The organism is Paenibacillus plantarum (assembly GCF_013141695.1).
GTDB lineage: Bacteria > Bacillota > Bacilli > Paenibacillales > NBRC-103111 > Paenibacillus_E > Paenibacillus_E plantarum.
The window spans coordinates 20,776-41,973 of the sequence record NZ_WHNY01000036.1 but is presented as its reverse complement, the minus strand read 5'-3'; the positions used below and the strand labels follow the sequence as shown (position 1 = coordinate 41,973).

The window sequence follows — 21,198 nt, the reverse complement described above, 5'->3', positions numbered from 1 at the left end:
ATCGGCAAGAAATAAGTGAATTTACAAATAAGAAGAGGAGGGTCTACAGAGGGAATGCAGAGAAATTGGAAAAGTCGAGTACCTGTACTAACCATTTCATTAGTGGTTGTGTTAGCTCTTACTGCTTGTTCGAAGAACAATGAAACTATGGTGAGTCCAGACAGCAAGCCATCAGTGGGAACAGTCAGTAATTCCAAATTGGTAACCATTCATATGGTCATGCCTGGGGACCAGAGTTCTCGCATGAAAGCTTTCTTAGAAACCGAGTTTGCTCAGAAGATGAAAAAGGAGCTGAACCTGGCATTTGATATTACTTATACACCTTGGGCGCAATATTATGATAAGTTAAATCTTATGTTTGCATCTGGGGAGGACTTGGACTTATTCTGGGCAATCCCAAGTAATTTTGCTCAATATGTAAACAAGAAAAACATTATGGCTGTAGATAAGCTTTTAGAAGAGAACGGCCCTAATATTCTAAAATATTTCCCACAAGAAAATTTCGACGCGGTCAAATTAAATGGCAAAATGTACGCGCTTCCAGTTGCTAAAGCACCTTCTGCAGCCAAATTCCATTCCCTTTTGGTGAGAGAGGATTTGTTGAAGGAGGCCGGAATGGCTGCAATCAAGTCTGTTCAGGATATCAGTGACTTTGCAGCTAAGGTGAAAGCGAAGCATCCGGAGATCACGCCAATTTTCGAGGTAGATCCCCTGAGTCCTTACTACAGGGCATTCTCACCGGCTAATGTCTCGCTTACACCGATTGGGAACGCTGCTTATTATTATGTAAATGAAGATGAGAAGGATGGAAACGTATATTCTTTATTTGAAAATGTGGACTTAGTCAAAAAGATCAGTGACATGCGCGCAGATTGGCGAAGCAAAGGATATATCAAGGATAACCAGTTAACTAATTTTGGCAATGCGCTAAGTGAATTTAATTCAGGTAATTATGCCATGACGAGTGGAGCAGCTGGAGACCGCGCGGTCAATTTCATAGGCCCATTAACGAAGAATGTTCCTACAGGCGAGCTGAATGAATATTTATTAAATCCAGAGAAGCCTAAATATACGCAGATGGTTGTTACCGATATGTTCTATGTAGCAGCGCAATCCAAGCATGCGGATCGGGCTGTGCAATTCTTGAATTGGGTATTTGAAAACCAAGATAATTACGATTTCATGATCAATGGTGTGAAAGACAAGGATTATAAAAATGTTGGCGATAAAATTGAAAAGCTCACCACGGATGAGCTTTGGCCAGCTTGGATGCTCTATAACAAGAAATATGCCAAATTCAGTACGCTTATCCCGGACAAAACAGCAAATAGCTACAAAAATTGGGATGTTGGTACCAAGCTGTCCAAAACAGCAGGATTCGTTTTCGATAATGCGAATGTGAAATTGGAGGAAACGAAAGTAAATCAAATTATTGTAGAAAAGATAAATCCGATTCTCTGGGGCTTTCTAGATTTTGAAGGGAATTTTCCAGCAGCTAGAAAAGCGCTTAAGGATGCAGGGATTGATAAGATCCGTATGGAATATGAAGGGCAACTAAAATCGTATCTCAGCAAGAAGTAAAATTTCCTATGGAATGAGTGGAGTACATGAGTATGACCAAAGCAAGTAAGGAGAAAATCATCGCAAAGACTTTTTTCATTAAATTATTGCTTATTTATTTGGGAACAGCTGTGATGTCCGTACTTGTTCTGGCCATAATTTTGTATTACTGGTTCGGCAATAAGAGCACCGAGGATATTCTTGCCATGAACCGTTTAATCTTGAATAGTGTCCACGCCAAGGGTAATAGCGCTATATCCAACGCCAATCAAATCGCTTATCAAATATTTAAACAAAGTGAATTCCAAGGCCTTATGGAAGACGAGAAGCCAGGTGCTGCTGATCTACTCAATACCTCTAAATTTATCGATACGATTCTGCTGACGAATCCGGCAGTAGCTTCAATCTACATTATCAAGAACAAGCAAATTGTCATGGAGAAAACGGGAAGAGGCGTTGCAGAGAAGGAGTCTACAATCATTGAACTGGTTGAATCCATCAAGAATCTTACTCCCGTGGTGCGATCCGTTCCCTACACGACTGGAAAGATTGCTAATGTCATTTCTATTTTATTTAAAGATGAGGAAATTGGTTCTGTACTGGTCACGTTGGATTCGGATCGGTTAAAGCAGGAGGTATTCAATCACAATGTTGCAGATACCTCGGTTGCGGCCATATTTGATGCTAACGGTCAAATCCTGTTAAGCAGTAATGAAGAGATTAGTTCTACCAAGCTATATCACAAGGCGTATGAGCAGCTATCCAAAAATCATCAATTGTCCGGTAGTGGTTCAAGGATTATGCAGGATGAGCAGCATCTTATTGCCAACTATATCTTTTTTGAGAATCCGGATTGGACCGTGCTATCACTCATTCGTGATAATGATATTATCCGAGAGCAATCCAAAGCCATGAAAACGATTATTGCGGTCATATCGGTTATTTTTGTGATGCTGTTGTTCATTTCGATTGTGGTTTCTAAACGGTATTATTTGCCAATGATGCTGATTTTCAGCCAAATTGTTCGTTCCGCAAGAAAAACGGGTGTTTCCGAATCGATGGAAGCTGTCAATCTAAAAGTGATTGTAAACGCAACCAAATCACTCTTTGAACGGATGAATGTGCTGGAGCACCAAGAAGAAATGAGCATATTTACGATGCAGTCACGCTATATCCATACCTTATTGCAACAAAGCAATGAGATGGATGAACAGGAAATCAGGGAGCATCTCTTGGATTTAAGAGTGGTGAACAGCACGCAGGATGCATATATCATTCTAGTCATTCGCATCAATGGGCTTGTCGAGTTTCGAGAACATAATACGAAGATGTCATCTTCTTTAAAGCTGAATTCATTAGGAAATTTAACACTCGAGATGTTAGGTTATGACACGAACAGCACCTATGTCATCGTGGACGAGGAACAGTTGGTTTTCTTACTCCAAGTGGATGCGCATGATAGAAGATTCGATCCTGTTGCATTTGAGAGTGTTCTTCTACAGTTAAGAGAAACCTCGCAGAATCTATGGAATCTTGCATTTACTGCTGGTGTAAGTGAAGTTGAAGAACAATACAATCGTATCGCCAGCCGATATAAACAGGCCTGCGAAGTTACGAATTATCGCCTTTATTATGGCAGGGATCCTGTTCTATACACGTCAGCCGTGCTAATAGAATCGGAAAACATTAACGAATCTATTCGTAAAACTGAGAAACAGCTGATCAAGGATATTAAACAGCTGGCTACATTCGAATATGAGCAGCATGTGAATGAGTATCTGGCCTTGCTGTGTGCGCTTCCGTATCGAACGGCTGTAAAGCTCAATGCGCAAACGATTCATTCGCTCCTCTGCATTCTCGAAGACGCCATTTTTCTGCAAGCTGTTAAGCCTGAATATGATTATCAACTCATTTATAATCGTGTTCTGACCATGGAGACGTTGTCTGAGCTCAGGGAATGGTATGCGGAAGTGTATGAATCTGTCAGCCGGGAACTCATTCAAATCAATTCTTCAGGAACTTCGGATATTGTGCGTAAAATTATAGAGTTGACGGAACAGAACTATGCCAACTCAGGGATTTCTGCGAACGGGCTTGCCGATGAGCTGAATATTACCCCCCAATATTTTAGCCGAATAGTGAAAGAAGCCATGGGGATGAGTTTCCCAGATTACATCAATAATTTACGGTTAAACAAAGCGCGGGAATTGCTTATCTCCCATCCTGAAATGGGTGTGAAGCAAATTTATGAGAGCATTGGCTACAACAATGCGGCCTATTTTACGACTTTATTTAAAAAGACATATGGCGTAACTCCGACCAAATACAGAAAGACGGTTAATTAGTTGTGAGAATAGAACTGGAGGAAAAAAGAATGGTAATCAGAAAAGGGATTAGCCTAGTATGCGTAGCATCAAGTTTGGTTTTGGTAGTTGGATGTTCGTCTACGGACGGGGGCAGTGCACCAGCTGCCGGCAAGGAAACATCATCTGTAGCCAAATCGACTCCAGCTGCAGAGGCAACTGCTTCTAGCGCGGGTAAAGGCGAGAAAACGGAACTCACGTTCTATATTCTGTCAGATTGGGAAAAAAATATAAATCAGGTATCCGCCGATTTCATGAAGGAAAATCCGAATATCTCGATCAAAATGCAGTCATATCCATTCCGTCAGCTTTTCGAAACGATGGAGGTAAAGCTGGGATCGAAATCTCCTGAAATCGACATTGTACTTACGGACGGTCCGCTAGTCTCCAACTATAATGCCAAAGGATATTTGGAGCCGCTGAATGATCTGATCAGCAAGAAAGCTCAAACGAATTATATCCCGTCGTCGTTGGAAGCGGGCTCTGTGAACGGAACGCTGTTGGCAGCACCGATGAATACATCCTCGCAGGTGCTCTATTATAACAAAGATATTTTCAAGGAAAAAGGGGAAACCGTCCCTGACTTTGATATCGCGAAACGCTGGACGTGGGAACAGGTTGTAGCGGCAGGGAAAAAACTGACCTACGACAAAAACGGCGACGGCCAACCGGATGTATTCGGGTTTACGTTTGAGCAGCTCAACCGTCCTTATCAATTACTCTCTTTGGGCAACGGTCTAGGCGGCAAAGCGATCAGTGAAGATGGGTTAAAGTCGGACGGTTTTACCAACTCGCCAGAAATGGTGCAAGCAGGCAAATTCTACTACGACCTATACAATACCTTTAAAATTTCACCAAAGATAACGGCTGATGAAACCGTAGATTATTTTGCGACAGGTAAAGTCGCGATGTTCGTGGGCGGAACTTGGGATGTTGGGAAGTTTACCGATGCCAAGATTAACTTCGGAATCGCACCTCATCCGTATTTTGAGGGTAAAAAGGTGGCAACGCCAACTGGAAGTTGGCATGTAGGGGTTTCCAAATATTCCACGCATAAAGATGCAGCGGCCAAGTTCATTGAATACCTCACGGCGGGCAAAGGAGCGGAGACTTGGGTTAATGCGAGTAATGACGTACCTGCACGAATCGACCTGCTGAACAAGATTGATTCTGATCCTAATTATCAGAATTTTCCGAAAAATATCATGAAGCTTGCTGCTTCCGAGGCTAATAACACGGCGGTACCTAGACCGAAATCGCCTGGTTACCTGGAATGGGAAACATTGATGGACAAAGCGTTTAGCGATATCAAAAACGGTACTGAGCCGAAGAAAGCACTCGATGGTGCAGTTACGCAAATTGACCGCCAACTAGCTAAGTATTCGGTCAAGAAGTAAGCAGGGATCTCAGGGGTTTTCGGGCTTCCGAAAATCCCTTTCTAATCACAATAATCGACGGGAGTAGCCATATGTTGAAGAACAAACTAGTTCCTTACTCGTTTTTACTCCCAGCCCTACTGGGCTTGGCCATTTTTAAATTATATCCACTAGCCATAGGTTTTACGGACAGTTTTTATCAAACCATCTTTATGACGGGGCAAAAAAGCTTCATTGGATTCGGGAATTACATCTCCTTGTTTAAGGATCCGATTTTTTGGAAGTCGATTCAAGTGACGTTATGGATGAACTTGCTCATTAATCCGATCCAAATCGCGTTATCGTTTGCTCTTGCGATCTTTTTGAACAAGAAGGTGAAGGGCATCGCGATATTCAGAACGATTCAAATCGTTCCGATCGCCGTTTCAATTCCGATTGCGTGCATCATGTTCAACATCATCATGAACCCCGAGCAAGGGGTACTCAATTCCATGCTCGTCTGGATGTCGCTAGATCCCCAGCCATTTCTAACGAGTTCGGGCCAAGCGATGTGGGTCATTATTCTGCTGGCTACATGGAAAGGCGTGGGGTATTGGATGCTGTTCCTTTTGGCAGGCTTGCAGGAGGTTCCTGATTCTCTGTACGAAGCTTCATCGATTGATGGCGCTAGTAAATGGACACAGTTCAGAAATGTCACCTTCCCGATGATGAAAAGACCCTTGGTATTTGTCACTGTCTCCACCACTGTAGCGAATTTCCTACTGTTTGCTCCCATGTATATATTAACGAACGGCGGCCCGCAGAACAGCACGAATGTTCTCATGTTGGAAGCTTACAATAGTGCATTTGTCTATTCCGATATGGGCAGAGCGTCTGCCATTATCATTGTTTTACTGCTCATCATCCTGTTGATCATTTCCGCTCAATTTATGCTGCTACGGGCGAAGCATTAGCAAAGGAGGGAAGTTTAGTTGAAACTAGCTCCCATCATCTCGAAACCAGTCATGTATATCGCTCATATTCTTCTCGTGATTATTGTCATATTCCCTATTTTCTTTGCTCTAACCTCTTCGTTCCGTCCGCTGGAGGACGTGTTTCGCTACGTATCTCCAATTAGTTGGAAAACGTTTATTCCCACACGCTTCACCTGGGATGCCTATTATAATCTTTTTGCCCAAAGAGGCTTTGCACGAATTTTCTTTAATACGTTTTTTGTAGCAATCGTCAATGTGTTTTTCGGCGTCATTGTGAACTCTATGGCTGCATTCGCTTTTGCGAAAATGGCGTTTAAAGCAAAAAATGGGCTGTTTTTTCTCGTGCTGATCACGTTCATGATTCCTTTTGAGGTGATTGCACTGCCACTTTACAGCTTAGTCGACAGCTTTGGCTGGCTGGACTCTTACTATGGACTGATCGTGCCAGGAATAGCGAGTGGTTTGGTTATATTTCTATACAGACAGTTTTTCATGGATTTGCCGGTCGCCTTATTGGAGGCTGCACGGATGGATGGCGCATCCTGGTGGCGGATTTATTACAAGGTTGCTATTCCGCTGTGCAAACCAGTTACGATCAGTGCAAGCCTGCTCATATTCATTTCCCAATGGGAAGCCTTTATGTGGCCGCTTCTTGTCAGCCGTTCCAAAGAATATCGCGTGATACAGGTAGCCATGAGTTATTTTGTTACGGAACATGCGACATACTGGAATGAAATGTTTGCCGCATCCATTTTGGCGATTATTATCCCTGTGTGCCTGATACTGCCGTATCAGCGCTATTTCGTACAAGGGGTAACAAGCACGGGAAGTAAAGAATGACATATAGCACATGCTTTGCTTCAAAATTCAATCAAATGGGAGGTAAGTAATGTTAAGAACAACGTCTAAAAGATTTATCTGTTTCGTTATGGCCTGTATGATGGTTTTAAGTTTAATGGTTGTGTATACCAAACCAGTTTCAGCAGCAGATGAATATGACACATTAAGAGCCAAATGGAAGGCCACTTTAGTCGGAAGCGCGACCTACAGCCCCACTGACCCCAATATTGCTGCCCGTATTACGGCCATAACCACGAAAGCTCAGGGGTTATGGGACACGATGATTAAAACGCCTACTCGAGCAACGCTTTGGACTGGATATAATTTCAATGGCTCTTCGTCAGCGACGGTAACGGCTGCGTATACGAATCTCAAAGATATGGCACTTGCCTATGCGACGCGAGGCTCAAGCTTAGAAGGGAATACAACATTAAGAGATGATATCATTGGTGGTTTAGATTGGATGAATGCGAACGTCTTCTATGCAGGAGGCGTGCAGTATCAGAATTGGTGGCATTGGCAAATAGGGACACCCCTGTTGCTTAATGATATCACTGTTCTCATGTATGACGATTTAACGCCAACACAAATTACCAACTACATGGCTGCAGTTGATTATTCTCAACCAACGGTAGCGATGACGGGAGGTAATCGGGCCTGGGAAGCTATAGTCATTGGAGTTAGAGGCATGATTGTTAAGGATAGTGCCAAAATAACCCTTGCTACTGCTGGTTTAAGTCTTTTATTTGATAATGTAACAAAAGGAGACGGCTTCTATTCGGATGGTTCCTTCATCCAGCATACTTTTTTTGCATATACAGGTGGTTATGGCTTATCTCTGCTTGAATCGGTAAGCAATTTAATGTACCTCTTCGGAGGATCTTCATTTGATGTTACGGATCCTGATAAGCTGAACGTATATAAATGGATTTATGATGCATTTGAACCGCTTATTTATAAAGGCGCTCTTATGGATATGGTGAGAGGAAGAGAGATCGTTAGAAGTTGGTCAGAGGATCATATGGTTAGCCATAGTGCCATGCGTTCCATCCTTCTGTTAGCTGAGATTGCTCCTTCAACAGATGCAACAGCTTTCAAACGTATGATCAAATACTGGCTGCAGACAGATACATTTAACAATCTATTAACGGATTCTTCGATTCAAGTGATTGAAATGGCAACAGCATTGCTGAATAATGCTTCCATTACGCCAAGAGATGAACTGATTGGATACAAACAGTTCGTGGGCATGGATCGTGCCGTTCAGCTAAGACCAGGATTTGGATTCGGAATTAGTATGAATTCTACCCGTATTGGCAATTACGAAGCGATAAACAGTGAGAATAATAAAGGCTGGCATACCGGTGATGGCATGACCTATTTGTATAACAACGATTTGTCTCAGTTTAGTGATAATTTCTGGCCTACTGTGAATTCCTACAAGCTTCCTGGGACTACTGTTTTGCAGAATACATCCGTTGCTGCAAATGTTCGTTCGGATAAAGATTGGGTTGGTGGTACGGACATCTCGGGGTTATATGGGGTGACAGGGATGGAATTACATCCGTCTGGTCAAACGCTAACAGCTAAAAAATCTTGGTTTATGTTTGATGACGAAATTGTTGCATTGGGTTCTGGGATAACCAGTACAGATGGCATTGCTGTCGAGACGATTGCAGAAAATCGAAAAATAAACAGCAGCGGAAATAATGCATTGACCGTAAACGGTACAACTAAATCAACAGCTCTAGGCTGGACGGAGAATATGACAGGTGTTAATTCCATTCATTTAGCTGGAAGTGTAGCGGGTTCAGATATTGGCTACTATTTCCCAGGATCTACAGCCCTAACAGGACTGCGCGAGGCTAGAACAGGCAATTGGAAACAAATTGACGGCAATGGCGGTGCGTCAACGACGCCTTATACACGCAATTACTTGAGTTTGGTACTCAACCATGGCGTCAATCCTGCAAATGCAAGCTATTCCTACGTCACCTTACCTAATAAGACGAGTGCACAGGTAAGTGCTTATGCAAGTAATCCAAATATCACAATTTTGGAAAATTCTACAGATGCGCAGGCTGTTAAAGAAAATGGACTCAATCTTGTAGGGATTAATTTTTGGAATGATAGTACCAAAACGGTAGGCCTTGTGACCTCGGACAGGAAAGCCTCCGTTATGACCAAGGAAACGGCAAATGATGTAGAGGTATCTGTATCAGATCCAACCCAAGCTGGCAGGGATACGATAAACATCGAAGTTAATAAAAGTGCAACTCAGTTGCTGTCTGCTGACAGCGGTATTGTCGTAACTCAGCTGTCACCAACTATCAAATTTTCGGTCAGTGTTGTAGGCGCTAGTGGCAAGTCATTTAAAGTGAAGTTCGCTACTACTGGAACGGCTGTTCCGTTGCCAACGCCTGTTCCAATGGCTAATCCATTTATTATTGAAGCAGAGACGCTTACGGTAGTTGGTACTTCGGATAGCCATACAATTGTGAATAGCTCTACGGCTAGCGGTGGCAAAGACGATATGTTCAATGCCAATGCGATCAATGATTATATTGATTACAAGGTAAATGTGCCAATCGCAGGAACTTACAAAATCACGCTCAGACTATATAAAGCAAGCCTCCCTATTCTATATCAATTAAAAATAGGTAATGCGGATCATGCGGCGCCATTTAATACTTATTCAACTGCAGCCAACTATTTTGATGTTGATTTAGGCAATTACACGTTTATTGGTCCTGGGGATCGCGTATTCAGACTTACGAATACCGGTACACAGGCGGGGAAAATTAGGGTTGATTATATGAAGCTGGAGCAGACAAGTGCAGCAGCGCCAAGCCCAGTCTTCACCAAAGGGGTCAACTTTAACGGCGGGGCCGTGACCATCGAGGGAAATAGCTGGCTCGCGCAAAGCGCGGCAGTGACCTCCGGCATGACAATCAGTTCTGTCAGTTCGGCAACCAATACGCGCACACCAAATCCATCCGCAGATGTGGACACAGCATCTATGCTGCATTCGGAGATTTGGAAAGGTGGCAACATAAGCATTTCCCAAACCGTTACAAATGGTACCTATTCGGTCTTCCTATGGGTTATGGAGGACTATCAGAACAATTTCCGCAGCTTTGATGTGAAGCTTGAGGGCGCAGTAAAGGGAACTGTTGCAACAGGTACAGTAGGAAGTTGGACCCGGTATGGACCCTATACCGCAACAGTCAGTGACGGATCACTGACGATGGATCTCGTACGATTGACAGGTGATGTACTGCTGCAGGGGATGGCAATATATGCGGTCACGCCTTGATAGGATCGCTATAAATGGGATACGTGAATGACAAAGACAAGGAGTTAAGCAGGTTTTATAGGCTTAGCTCCTTTTCTTTTTTACATGGAAAACATCCATCTATTTTTCGTGATTTCCTCGATTTGAAACGAGTAGATGGATATTTTACAGCTAATATCGCGAGATTGGAGCAAATGTAAGGGAATGGCCGGAATTAGATGCATTTTTTCCATTTATTTTGAATTTTTCTTTAAAACACAGAGAAATAAATGGAGGTTTTCCAGTTAAACGTGAGTTTAACTAATACCGCATCTAATCGGAATAGAGTGGGTTGGTGAATGTACATTTGTAACAAATGGAATGTCCAAAAAGTCCACCTTTTCCGTCGATATCGTTCTCCCTCTCTTTGAGCGTTTTCTCATAAGATAGAGGTACGAATAATGGAGACGACGAAGGAGGAACAAGCATGCATCTAGCTTGGCAGCTAACGAACCTAAGAACGAATGCAATGGTAAATCCACTGGGGGTGGAAACAGCAGCTCCCCTATTAAGCTATATTATCGAAGCTTCTGCTCGAAACCAGCGTCAAAGCTGTTATCAAATTCTAGTGGCGTCTACCAAGGCCAAACTCCAAGATGATAGTGGCGACATGTGGGATTCAGGTAAAGTAGCGGGAAGCGCGACTAGTAACATTCTCTATAACGGAACCGAATTAGCTTCGAGGCAAAGGGTATATTGGAAAGTTCGGGCGTGGAATGAAGCAGGCGAAGTGTCAGACTGGAGTGAAGCTTCCCAATGGGAAGCGGGGCTTCTTCATGAAACCGATTGGGCTGGTAAATGGATCGGACAGGGAGAGACGTGGGAAGGTAATCGTTCTGTGGTTCCTATGTTCGTGAAAGAGTTTGAGGCAGCGACGGGTAAAAGAATTGCTCAAGCCAGACTCTATATCAGTGGATTGGGGTTGTTCGAGGCTTACTTGAACGGCACTAAAGTGAGTAACCACTTTTATGAACCTGGTGAAAGTGATTGCAGAGATACCGTGTTTTACGTGACCTACGATGTAACAGATCATTTGAAGTCGGGGAATAATGCGATGGGTGTTCTGCTTGGCAACGGCATGTACGGCAATTATTCCGAAGTCAGCACACAAACGGGAGATCGTCTCCGCTATACGAAGTCAGATGGGATTGAGCTAAGTACCTCGTGGCAAGGTTTGTACGGAAGATTGAAAACGATTGCACAAATAGAAGTTAGGTATGAAGATGGCTCGGTCGACACAACGGTTACAGATGAGAGCTGGGTATTCACGGAGAGTCCAACGACATTCTCGGGTTGGTTCGGCGGTGAAGACTATGATGCGACGAAAGAAGTGACAGGCTGGAATTGTGCAGGCATAGCCAGGGACAACTGGCAACCCGCTCAAGTCATGGAGCCGCCGATGGGCAAGCTTTCAGCTAGAGAATGTCCACCCATTACAATAGCTGAAAGCTTTCCAGCTGCATCGGTTACGAAGCTGGCGAGTGGCAATTATCTCGTGGATATGGGCCGGAATGGCGCCGGGATCCCCGAAATCATTTTAACCAATACCACACCTGAGATGGCTGGCGGCAAGATTACCTTGTATCCAGCGGAAGTTCTAACGTGCGAAGGCGGAGCCGATCCTCATAGTGGTATACAATACATCGAGTGGGGAATTGTTTACAATAGCTATGTGCTAAGCGGCAAAGGAGAAGAGCGGTGGCAGCCAACTTTTTCATACCAAGGATATCGCTATTTAGAAGTCGAACTAAGTATGGAGCTGGCTGACTGGGTTCCAGATGTGTCTCATTTCATGAACCATCTGCTGCGAACAGAGAATGAGGTTGTTGGCACATTCCGAACGTCAAGCGAGGATATTAACACGATCGATACCATCATTACACGTGCAATAGAGAGTAACATGTACAGTGTTTTAACAGATTGCCCGCATATGGAGAAATTAGGATGGGCCGAAGTTAGTCAGTTTATGTTCAATTCCATGTCGTCCACCTTTGATATTCAGGCATGGATGAAGAAATTTACCAAGGATATGATGGATTCGCAAGAGGATAGTGGAGAAGCGATTGCGATTGCTCCTGAGTACCAGCGCATTACGTTTCTGTACAAAGATCCAAACTGGGGCGGTGCTCTGATCCTGACGCCATGGCAGATCTACCAGGTGTATGGGGATTGGACGATTCTGCAGCAAGCTTACCCGAACATGAAGGCCTATATTGCTTATCTGAAAAGCCAAACGACAGACCATCTGCTTATCGGTTATGCTCAGATTGGTGAATGGGGAGCTTATGATACCTCGACACCTACTGACTTTGTAGCTACGTGTGCTTATTTCCGAATTGTGCATACCGTAGCTCAAATAGCAGGCGTCCTAGGGCAAGCTGAAGACGCAGCTTACTATCTGGATTTGGCAGCTGACATTCAGGCAGCTTTTAATCATGCTTATTATGATGTGGCGACGGGGATCTACGGCTCAGGCAGTCAAGCGAGCTATGCTTGCGCGTTATTTAGTGAATTGGTCGAAGAGCAGTATGTTCCGCGGTCTGTAGATCTACTAGTCCAAGCAATCGAAGCGACAGACTTTCATTTGAGTACAGGTGAAGTTGCGCTCAAGCAGATGTTAACCGTACTGGCGGACCAAGGCCGCAATGATATTGTCTATAAAATGGTCACGAATAAAACGCAGCCAAGCTACTTGTACTTTGTAAGCCAAGGTGCCACAACGTTGCCCGAATATTGGGACATGGCTCGTTCGCAAAATCATTGCATGATGGGACACGCCAAGGAATGGCTGACCCGTTCACTTGCGGGGATTTCACCGGCAGCGCCGGGGTATGACGCCTTCGAGATCAAGCCGTACTTACCGGAAGATTTGGCTGAAGTCGAAGCAACCTTGAAGTGCAATTATGGGATGATTGCCGCGCATTGGATCAACGACACAGCTAATCATCGAATAACTTTAAAAGTAACCATTCCCGTTGGTCCTGAAGCAACCGTGTATGTCCCTAAGTGCGGAGATATTCTTCGCATGGATGGGCAAGAAATCACAGCTGCTTTGGATGGTAGCGGTTCATACTACGTCGTAGAGCAAGTAGGATCAGGGACGTATGTATTTACGACAGAAATAGCGATTTAAGGTTTGTTAATATCACTTGGCCAATGGCCGTGGGAGAGCACTTATGCTGCCATTCATGCAACTGTTGCAAAAACAACCCATACGGCCCTATGTCCGTTATGCGCATCATATGCTTCAAGCCTTGCATATGGTTCCGCGTATCATTTTCGATCATGAATTGGTGTGGATTGAAAAGGGGAATGGCGTACTTACAGTGGGCGAGTCATCCCTCCCGTATCAAAAAGGGGATTTACTTCTGATTCCTCCTGGGACTGTTCATACGTTGTCTGGCCCCTTTGAAGCGCATAAAGCGATTCACTTTGATTGGGAACATCGACCTGAGGCGCAGGAGGCACTCGATCAGCAGATGGATGATCGAGAAGCAGGAAGAGTTCGCCATAAACGCGGCTCTCTTTGGCTGCCTCACGCCGTTGTCTTTCATGCGGTAGGCCTTGACATCGTAGCTGCCATCGATGAAGTTGTTGACGCCTACCAATCTGACGCCAAGTTCAGGTCGCTCCAGCTTCAAGCTGCCTTCAGCCGACTGCTCCTTCATCTTGTTGTGGATGTAGACGAAAGACGCGTATCGTATGATCAGCTTGTAGCACAGGACCCTCCTCACATGGCAATTTCATTGGAGGAGAAGGCAGAGATCACGGGGTTAGCGGATCAATTGATGACACGGGTAGAGATAGCGGATGTGGATCCGTGCCTCTTGCAAGAATTGATCCAGTCGATTCCACTAGGTGAAGCGCAGATAAGACGCCTATTCAAAAGACAATTTGGTTACACACCGCACATGTACCTTACGCTGCTATGCATGAATAAGGCACGTAAGCTGCTCCAAGAAAGCTCAACATCTGTACAGGACATTGCTTATGGTTGCGGCTATGAAGATGCCAAGTATTTCAGTCGATTGTTCCACAAGTTGGAAGGTGTTGCGCCCGTGGAGTTTCGTTCGCTGCATAAGCGAGTGTAAGAGTCGCAGTTGCAAGAGAAGAGACCAACCTCAAGTAGTGAATTCTACTTAGGGTTGGTCTCTTCTTTTATGAAACTAACACTCTCACAAACAATTTCTAATAGTAATCTAATAGTCTTCATTTACTATACAGATATTGGGATAACAACTAATTTATATAACTAGAACGGAGATGGATACGATGGAATCAAAACTTCAGCAGAAAATTGACAGCTTGCGATTCGAAATGATCAATCAAGCAGCGATCAATGGTAGCCTAACACATGAGAAAGTCGTATCCGTTAGTCAGTTGTTAGATCGATACATTGTGCTATACCAGAAGCTTATCCTCAAAAAAGCAAAATTAAAATTAATTAGTTAACTATGGCCTTCATAACGATTAGCTACTCATCTTGTGGATCTGGGGCAGGTTGTTCTTCGGCTGCAGCGACTTCATCAATTGCTTCTTCATTCACTTCATTCGTCTCTTCACTTACTTCGTTACTTACTTCTACTTCAGCGCTGTCGCTTGCTGTCTCGTTTGGAGCTGCATGCTCACCCGCAAGTTGTTGAAGCGCTTCTAATCTGCTGCTCAAGCTCTTAATTCTTTCATCCGCTTGGTTGCCAGTGCCAGATAGTTGCTGCGCATGGCTGAGCAAGGATTGTACTCTTTTAATTTCGGCTGTATGTGCCATCGTTATGTTGCCTCCCCATAGTCTCGTTCATTTTATCAAACACCAAGGAAAACTATCATCCATAGAAAAGTGTATACTTTTCTATCTTGTACTACAAGAGAAATTAGCATGGCTGCCCATCGTACCAACGAGTGAGGATTGAAGAACACTTTTTCTGTCCAAAATAGGAGTAAAACTCTTTCAGACAGATGAGTGGTGACCATGAAGGATATAACTTTTAAAGCTTTGGCCATAACGAATGAAATCGATTTGAATAAAATTGCCGCCTACTGCGGGATTCCCAAAAAATTTACGTGGGAACAGCCTTTAAGTTTAAGAGGTGACATTCTTTCTAAGATTCTCCAAAAAGATTTAGTTGGATTTCAACAAGTGTTTGTGTTTTCTTTCGGAAGCGTCGTCTTCGTTAATCAAGTAGACAAGGGAGAAATAACGAACTTCTTGAAATTTATTCAGACATTTGAACCAGCTATCGATCTTCAACATGCAGAGAAATACACGGAAAATTACAGGCTGCACACCGAGCCAATCGATAACATGGAATTGACGGACAAGTATGTCGTAGTCGCTGAATATGAGCCCTATTATCCGGAGTTAATCTCGACCGTCCTTGCCAAATCAGTTGCACTCGAAAAGATCGAGGAACAGCTTGGGAAAATTCATGATAGTCTGGAAATGATGATCGATAGACTTGAAAAAGGGAAGCTTCGTGTAGGCAACAAAGAATTGGCAAGGACGACTGCACAAATCGTTCGTCATGAATATAACACCCTTGCGTATATCATGATATTGGATAAACCTGATTTAACTTGGTCAAATAGCTCAGCGGGCCATTTTTACGATGAGATGATCGAATTTTTTGAATTGAATGATCGGTTCACCATTCTTAAAAGCAAAACGGACATTTTGTATCACATTTTGGAAGGTTTCTCAAACATTAGTCACTCCATCCGAGGCCTCTTCGTTGAATGGATCGTTGTGATTCTCATTGTTATTGAAGTGGTATTAACGATCTTGCAAATCTTAGGTTGGATTCCCTCACATTAACCCAAAGCGGCCCCTTCTAGGAGGAGGTCGTTTTTTGTGCAGAGCTTTTGTATGCTTGCTTCTTCCTATTTTTGTAACAATTCTATAGGAAAAAGGATAGGCTTTGTTATATAATAAAAAAGACCGTACGGTTCGGTTTTTTATAAAGAGCTTCACCTTAGAAAGGATGAAGGTATGTCCACTAGTAAAAAAGCGTACTTATTCATGCTATTAATTACAGTTGTATTTATCGTGTACGTCTTGTACGCCAACTTTGTTCATGATCCGCAAGCAACCGCTTTTCTAGGCCATAAAGAAACGCTTAAACGAGCTTTACACACGGAAGTCTGGCTGAAAGTGATGAATGTACACGTCATTTTCGCATGTATGGCTATGCTGTCGGGTGCTGCTAATTTCTCTACAGTTATCTTGAAAAAGTATCGTCAATTCCATCGTATGAACGGGTATTTCTACTTGCTCTCCGTGGTCATTGTTGACGTCACTTCCGGGTATATGGCGCCCTATGCGACAGGCGGGAAAGCTAGCAGCATGGGGTTTAACTTGATGAATATTGTGTGGCTGGTTATGACCATCGCCGCAATCGTCAAGATCAAGAAAAAACAGGTCAATCAACATCGCAAGTGGATGACGAGGAGTTATGCTTTCGTGTTTACGAATCTCACGATTCATGCCATAACTGCGCTGCTCCATAATGGGATTGGCCTTACGTATACAACCAGCTACACCGTGGCCGTGTACGGATCGATCATCTGTCTCATGATAGCTGCGGAGATCGTTATTCGAACTGTTTTTAGAAAACCTAGCACGACGATGATCTGAAGGAGGGACTAATATGCACGTTCAAGTGGTATTATTCGATGGATTCGATCTCATGGACGCTCTAGCTCCATACGAAGTATTCGCTGCAGCGGCGATGTATGCGGGTGGAGCCATCACGTTGGAGTTAGTGTCCGCTGAGGGGAAACGTTCGGTACCGAGCGGCATGAAAGGACCTGCGATCGAAGCACAAGCCGCATTAGATCCGAGCCGCTCAGGTATTATTCTTGTTCCTGGAGGTTCAGGCAAGCCAGAGGGAGATTCCGAAGATGCTGTTCCTAGCATTCTGAGATTAGCGATGGAGTCGGATTTGACCGCTTTGATGGAACGAGCTTTGGAGAATGAGCATATCACGGTTGCAACGGTGTGCGGAGGTTCCTTGGTGCTTGCCATGGGCGGCTTATTGGAGGGGCGTTATGCGGTTACGAATCATTTGGGGATGTCTGCCTTAGGAGCTACGGGTGCAATTCCGATAGAGGCCAGAGTCGTTGAAGATGGACATCGTTTGGTCAGTGGGGGAGGTGTGACATCAGGACTTGATGTAGCCCTGTACTTGGTGGAGCGTGAAGTAGGGCCCCAAATCGCATCGGCTGTGGAGAAACTATTTGAGTATGAACGACGCGGGACGGTGTGGCGTGCACAAGGCATTGTGCCGATTAACTTCGCAGCGAGTTCGGATGCATCTGCCGAAGATCTCGTAATCCCTGTAGGCGATGCGGCATCTGATGAAGATCCGAAGATAGAAGGCACATGGCAAACTACAATCGCAACGCCTATTGGTAAAATGTCCGTCATGCTGCATATTTCCATGAAGGACGGTTCCATTCGGGGAACAGCAAAACAAGGGGATGAGGTTGACGAACTCCTTAACCCCACATGGGACGGTCGTCAATTGACATGGACGCAGAAGGTCAAGAAGCCGATGAGACTGAACTTGAAGTTCGAGGTAAAGGTGCATGGCGACGTCATGAGTGGAACCGCTAAAGCAGGGATGCTGCCATCATCGAAGGTTACAGGCAGGCGAGTACACTGAAAGCGCAGAGAAAAACGGCTGCTAATGAGCCTTATAGGTCATGAGCAGCCGTTCAATATGTTGACGAGAATAAGCCACATGACGGTTGTCCCGAGTAAGTCTGCTAGCCATTATGCCGCCTTCAATGCTTGAAAAAATAAAAGAAGCTACCGATTCTAGTTCCATCTCTGGTTGAAATTCCCCGTTGCTCACTCCTTGAGCAAGCAAAGATTGAAGGAATCCAGACATTTGGGTGTAAGCCTGGGCAGCATGATCTCGAAGAACAGGGAAGGAGTGGTCGCTTTCGACCGCTGTATTTAAGAACGGACATCCACCTTGGATGGGTGGGTTATGGACGGTGTCACGGTACACGTCGCACATCGCTAGAATTTTGCCAATAGCCGTGTCCTGAAGTTCGATGGCCGCAGCGAACTGCTGCCATAAGACATGTCCAGCGTATTGGAAAGCTTCAATCGCAATATCGTCTTTGCTGGTGAAAGTGCGATAGATCGCTCCTTTGGTTAAGCCAGTTGCGTCCATAATATCTTGCATCGTCGTGCCTGTGTACCCTTTATCATTAAAAAGAACAGCCGATTTCTCAATGATGCGGAGTTTCGTTTGTTCACCTTTGCGCATGGGGATAATTCCTTTCTAACCAAACTGACAATGTTAGCCCAATTATAACACATCGCAATGCGCCTGATTACCCTTTCGCGGTTCCCACAGTGAGCCCCCCACATTCTTCCAAAAAAAACGGTTGCAAACGATTCAAATCCGATGTAAGATACAAATAAGCAAAAAGCAAACGCTTACAATTAATTGTATTAAACCGGTTTAATAAACTTTAATAAACCGAAACAGGAAATTTTACATTTTAGGAAGAGTACTCGTGCTCCATGTGTTAAGCGCTTACATTTTTATTAAAACGGTTTAACTACATACATCTCATTTTTTTTAATATCTTATTAAACCGGTTTAAGGATATTCTACCTTGGGGGTGAAAGGTACCGATTTCTAATTAAGGGATAAGGCATAAGGAAGAACAAGTTTAACATTATGGAGGGGATTGGCTTGAAAAGAAGTGGTTTGTTTATTGGGATGATGTTGATATTTGCAGTTGTTTTTGCAGCATGTGAGAGTGAAAGTGAACCAAAAGCAAGCTCAGCAGTGAAAGAAACAACAGGTCCAGTTGCATCAGCGGCTACAAAGATAAGCGGATTCAAAGAAGCCCCGATGTTAGCTAAGCTTGTTACTGCGGGATCGCTTAAGCCAGTAACGGATCGGTTGCCTGTTAAGGAAGATATTATGGTCGAAAAGGTAACGGATGAGATCGGCAAATACGGTGGCGACTGGAAAATGCCTTGGGCAGGACCCAATGATCGCTGGACGGTTGGTGCACCGACCGAAGAATCGCTTTTCCGTTTTAATAAGGATGGAAGTACGGTTGAGCCGAACGTTGCCAAGAGCTTTGAAGTGAATAAAGACTCAACAGAATTCATTATCCATTTGAGACAAGGCATGAAATGGTCAGATGGGATGCCTTTTACAGCGGATGATGTTCTGTTCTATTGGGAACATATGCTGACGAAAGAAACATTCGGTAAAAAGATTTATGATGCCTACTACTCCATCGATCCTGTATCTGGAGAAAAAGCATTAGCAACCGTGACTAAAGTGGATGATTATACAGTTAAAATTACGCATAAATATCCGAGCGTGCTATTTCTAGAGCGTGTTGCGATTGATAACAAATGGTTCTTTGCACCGGCACATTTCCAAAAAACGATACTACCTGAATTTGTAGGTGACGCGAAGGCGCTTGAAATTGCGAAGCAATGGGGCTTTGCCGATGTGAAATCTTTCTTGGTCGCAACAGGCTATTACGATTGGATTAATCCTCAGATCCCAACCTTACGACCTTGGGTAGCTAAAAACGATCCGAATAGTGATCAATTTATTATGGAACGTAATCCGTACTATTGGAAAGTGGATAGCGAAGGAAATCAACTGCCTTATATGGACCGTCTCGTAGCTACTAAAGTGCAGGATCCAGCACAACGAGTTCTTGGCGCATTAGCTGGCGATTATAATCTGCTTGATTTTGACTTTAAAGACTTCACGGTTTTGAAAGAAAATGAGAAAAAAGCAAATTTCACTGTTACGCCTTGGACGCAAGCAGCATGGTCGAGCGCGGGTCTTCAATTCAATCAAACGATTAGCGATCCTAATCTGCGTAAGCTTTTCCAAGACATTAAATTTAGAGAAGCTGTTTCGGTTGCGGTTGACCGCAAAGAGATTTCTGAAATTGTTACAAACGGATTAGGCGCTCCGCAACAAGCTTCCGTTCCAGAAGGCTTGGTTGGCTACCAAAAAGGATGGGCTGATCAATGGACGAAATTCGATCAAGCACGTGCGAATCAGCTTCTGGATGAATTAGGTCTGACAAAACGTGATAAAAACAATTTCCGTTTAAACGCTGACGGTTCTGATCTAACCATTACGATTACTGAGAACACGACGAATACGGCAACTTTCTTGGAATTAGTCAAGAAATATTATGAAAAAGTGGGTCTTAAGGTAGATATCAAAGTTGTAGATGCCGGTACGCATAATGATCTCAAATACGCCAATAAGATTGCAGCAACGACAGAAAATATTTCACTTGTGAATGTGGCTTTTAGACCGGATACACTTGTACCGTTGCGTGTTTTGACACCATGGCTTGGCAATTATGGCTTGTACACATCATCCAATGGGAAAGACGGCGTTAAACCGGAAGGCGACATCGCGTTGATTTTGGATTACTGGAATAAAGTTAAATCCTCGACAACGAAGGAAGATATTACGAAATGGAGCAATGAAATCATTAAACTCAATCAAAAGAATCAATGGCTGATTGGTTATGCAGGCCCAACGCCTAAGCTGATTGTTGCATCTAACAAGATCGGCAACGTGCCTAAGAATTTAATCTATGCGGATGAATTCCGCAGCTTAGGCCATGGACATCCGTCACAGTTCTTTATCAAACAATAGATCATTGGTAACGACATACTGGGGAAATTTATTTCCCCAGTGTACGTTTCAAGAGGAACATCGAATTAACCGGAGAGGACA

General features: G+C 43.9%; 15 protein-coding genes. 13 read left to right on the top strand and 2 right to left on the bottom strand.

Going from position 1 to position 21,198, the window contains the following annotated elements:
- Positions 1-54 precede the first annotated feature (54 nt).
- The 9 genes from GC096_RS11100 (at position 55) to GC096_RS11060 (ending at position 14,899) form a co-directional block, all read left to right on the top strand.
- Positions 55-1,581, top strand: a complete 1,527-nt coding sequence (locus GC096_RS11100) for an extracellular solute-binding protein (RefSeq protein WP_171630297.1) — start codon at positions 55-57, stop codon at positions 1,579-1,581.
- Between the two features lie 26 nt (positions 1,582-1,607).
- Positions 1,608-3,905 (top strand): helix-turn-helix domain-containing protein, encoded by a 2,298-nt coding sequence (locus GC096_RS11095; RefSeq protein ID WP_171630296.1) that lies wholly within the window; start codon positions 1,608-1,610, stop codon positions 3,903-3,905.
- A 29-nt stretch (positions 3,906-3,934) separates the two neighbouring features.
- Positions 3,935-5,320: an ABC transporter substrate-binding protein gene (locus GC096_RS11090; RefSeq protein WP_171630295.1), complete on the top strand. Its 1,386-nt coding sequence runs from the start codon at positions 3,935-3,937 to the stop codon at positions 5,318-5,320.
- A 71-nt stretch (positions 5,321-5,391) separates the two neighbouring features.
- Positions 5,392-6,252 carry a carbohydrate ABC transporter permease gene (locus GC096_RS11085; protein ID WP_171630294.1) on the top strand — a complete coding sequence of 287 codons (861 nt, stop codon included), beginning with the start codon at positions 5,392-5,394 and terminating at the stop codon, positions 6,250-6,252.
- A gap of 18 nt (positions 6,253-6,270) precedes the next feature.
- Positions 6,271-7,113: a carbohydrate ABC transporter permease gene (locus tag GC096_RS11080; RefSeq protein ID WP_246302695.1), complete on the top strand. Its 843-nt coding sequence runs from the start codon at positions 6,271-6,273 to the stop codon at positions 7,111-7,113.
- Positions 7,114-7,162: 49 nt separating this feature from the next.
- Positions 7,163-10,429, top strand: coding sequence for a polysaccharide lyase family 8 super-sandwich domain-containing protein (locus GC096_RS11075; protein WP_171630293.1), 3,267 nt, complete (start codon positions 7,163-7,165; stop codon positions 10,427-10,429).
- 445 nt (positions 10,430-10,874) lie between these two features.
- Complete coding sequence (locus GC096_RS11070) at positions 10,875-13,580, top strand: family 78 glycoside hydrolase catalytic domain (RefSeq protein WP_171630292.1); 2,706 nt, start codon at positions 10,875-10,877, stop codon at positions 13,578-13,580.
- Positions 13,581-13,623: 43 nt separating this feature from the next.
- Positions 13,624-14,538 carry an AraC family transcriptional regulator gene (locus tag GC096_RS11065; protein ID WP_171630291.1) on the top strand — a complete coding sequence of 305 codons (915 nt, stop codon included), beginning with the start codon at positions 13,624-13,626 and terminating at the stop codon, positions 14,536-14,538.
- A gap of 181 nt (positions 14,539-14,719) precedes the next feature.
- The gene (locus GC096_RS11060) at positions 14,720-14,899 is read left to right on the top strand and encodes an aspartyl-phosphate phosphatase Spo0E family protein (RefSeq protein WP_056622930.1); all 180 of its coding nucleotides are present in this window, start codon (positions 14,720-14,722) and stop codon (positions 14,897-14,899) included.
- Positions 14,900-14,921: 22 nt separating this feature from the next.
- Here GC096_RS11060 and GC096_RS11055 read toward each other — a convergent pair whose 3' ends face one another.
- Positions 14,922-15,212 carry a hypothetical protein gene (locus GC096_RS11055; protein ID WP_171630290.1) on the bottom strand — a complete coding sequence of 97 codons (291 nt, stop codon included), beginning with the start codon at positions 15,210-15,212 and terminating at the stop codon, positions 14,922-14,924.
- Positions 15,213-15,413: 201 nt separating this feature from the next.
- Between GC096_RS11055 and GC096_RS11050 the strand changes: the two genes are divergently transcribed.
- The 3 genes from GC096_RS11050 (at position 15,414) to GC096_RS11040 (ending at position 18,105) form a co-directional block, all read left to right on the top strand.
- Positions 15,414-16,256, top strand: coding sequence for an RMD1 family protein (locus GC096_RS11050; protein WP_171630289.1), 843 nt, complete (start codon positions 15,414-15,416; stop codon positions 16,254-16,256).
- Positions 16,257-16,430: 174 nt separating this feature from the next.
- Positions 16,431-17,075, top strand: a complete 645-nt coding sequence (locus GC096_RS11045) for a DUF2306 domain-containing protein (RefSeq protein ID WP_171630288.1) — start codon at positions 16,431-16,433, stop codon at positions 17,073-17,075.
- Positions 17,076-17,088: 13 nt separating this feature from the next.
- On the top strand, positions 17,089-18,105 hold the full coding sequence (locus GC096_RS11040; protein WP_171630287.1) for a DJ-1/PfpI family protein: 1,017 nt from the start codon (positions 17,089-17,091) through the stop codon (positions 18,103-18,105).
- Between the two features lie 21 nt (positions 18,106-18,126).
- Here GC096_RS11040 and GC096_RS11035 read toward each other — a convergent pair whose 3' ends face one another.
- The gene (locus tag GC096_RS11035; RefSeq protein WP_171630286.1) at positions 18,127-18,720 is read right to left on the bottom strand and encodes a TetR/AcrR family transcriptional regulator; all 594 of its coding nucleotides are present in this window, start codon (positions 18,718-18,720) and stop codon (positions 18,127-18,129) included.
- Positions 18,721-19,155: 435 nt separating this feature from the next.
- Here GC096_RS11035 and GC096_RS11030 point away from each other — a divergent pair, with 435 nt between their 5' ends.
- Positions 19,156-21,117 carry an ABC transporter substrate-binding protein gene (locus GC096_RS11030; protein ID WP_246302694.1) on the top strand — a complete coding sequence of 654 codons (1,962 nt, stop codon included), beginning with the start codon at positions 19,156-19,158 and terminating at the stop codon, positions 21,115-21,117.
- The last annotated feature ends 81 nt before the right edge of the window (positions 21,118-21,198 follow it).

What these genes read in the sequence shown, in the direction of transcription:
- GC096_RS11100 (WP_171630297.1), top strand. Translation starts at nt 55, where the DNA reads ATGCAGAGAAATTGGAAAAGTCGAGTACCTGTACTAACCATTTCATTA.
- GC096_RS11095 (WP_171630296.1), top strand. Translation starts at nt 1,608, where the DNA reads ATGAGTATGACCAAAGCAAGTAAGGAGAAAATCATCGCAAAGACTTTT.
- GC096_RS11090 (WP_171630295.1), top strand. Translation starts at nt 3,935, where the DNA reads ATGGTAATCAGAAAAGGGATTAGCCTAGTATGCGTAGCATCAAGTTTG.
- GC096_RS11085 (WP_171630294.1), top strand. Translation starts at nt 5,392, where the DNA reads ATGTTGAAGAACAAACTAGTTCCTTACTCGTTTTTACTCCCAGCCCTA.
- GC096_RS11075 (WP_171630293.1), top strand. Translation starts at nt 7,163, where the DNA reads ATGTTAAGAACAACGTCTAAAAGATTTATCTGTTTCGTTATGGCCTGT.
- GC096_RS11070 (WP_171630292.1), top strand. Translation starts at nt 10,875, where the DNA reads ATGCATCTAGCTTGGCAGCTAACGAACCTAAGAACGAATGCAATGGTA.
- GC096_RS11065 (WP_171630291.1), top strand. Translation starts at nt 13,624, where the DNA reads ATGCTGCCATTCATGCAACTGTTGCAAAAACAACCCATACGGCCCTAT.
- GC096_RS11060 (WP_056622930.1), top strand. Translation starts at nt 14,720, where the DNA reads ATGGAATCAAAACTTCAGCAGAAAATTGACAGCTTGCGATTCGAAATG.
- GC096_RS11055 (WP_171630290.1), bottom strand. Translation starts at nt 15,212, where the DNA reads ATGGCACATACAGCCGAAATTAAAAGAGTACAATCCTTGCTCAGCCAT.
- GC096_RS11050 (WP_171630289.1), top strand. Translation starts at nt 15,414, where the DNA reads ATGAAGGATATAACTTTTAAAGCTTTGGCCATAACGAATGAAATCGAT.
- GC096_RS11045 (WP_171630288.1), top strand. Translation starts at nt 16,431, where the DNA reads ATGTCCACTAGTAAAAAAGCGTACTTATTCATGCTATTAATTACAGTT.
- GC096_RS11040 (WP_171630287.1), top strand. Translation starts at nt 17,089, where the DNA reads ATGCACGTTCAAGTGGTATTATTCGATGGATTCGATCTCATGGACGCT.
- GC096_RS11035 (WP_171630286.1), bottom strand. Translation starts at nt 18,720, where the DNA reads ATGCGCAAAGGTGAACAAACGAAACTCCGCATCATTGAGAAATCGGCT.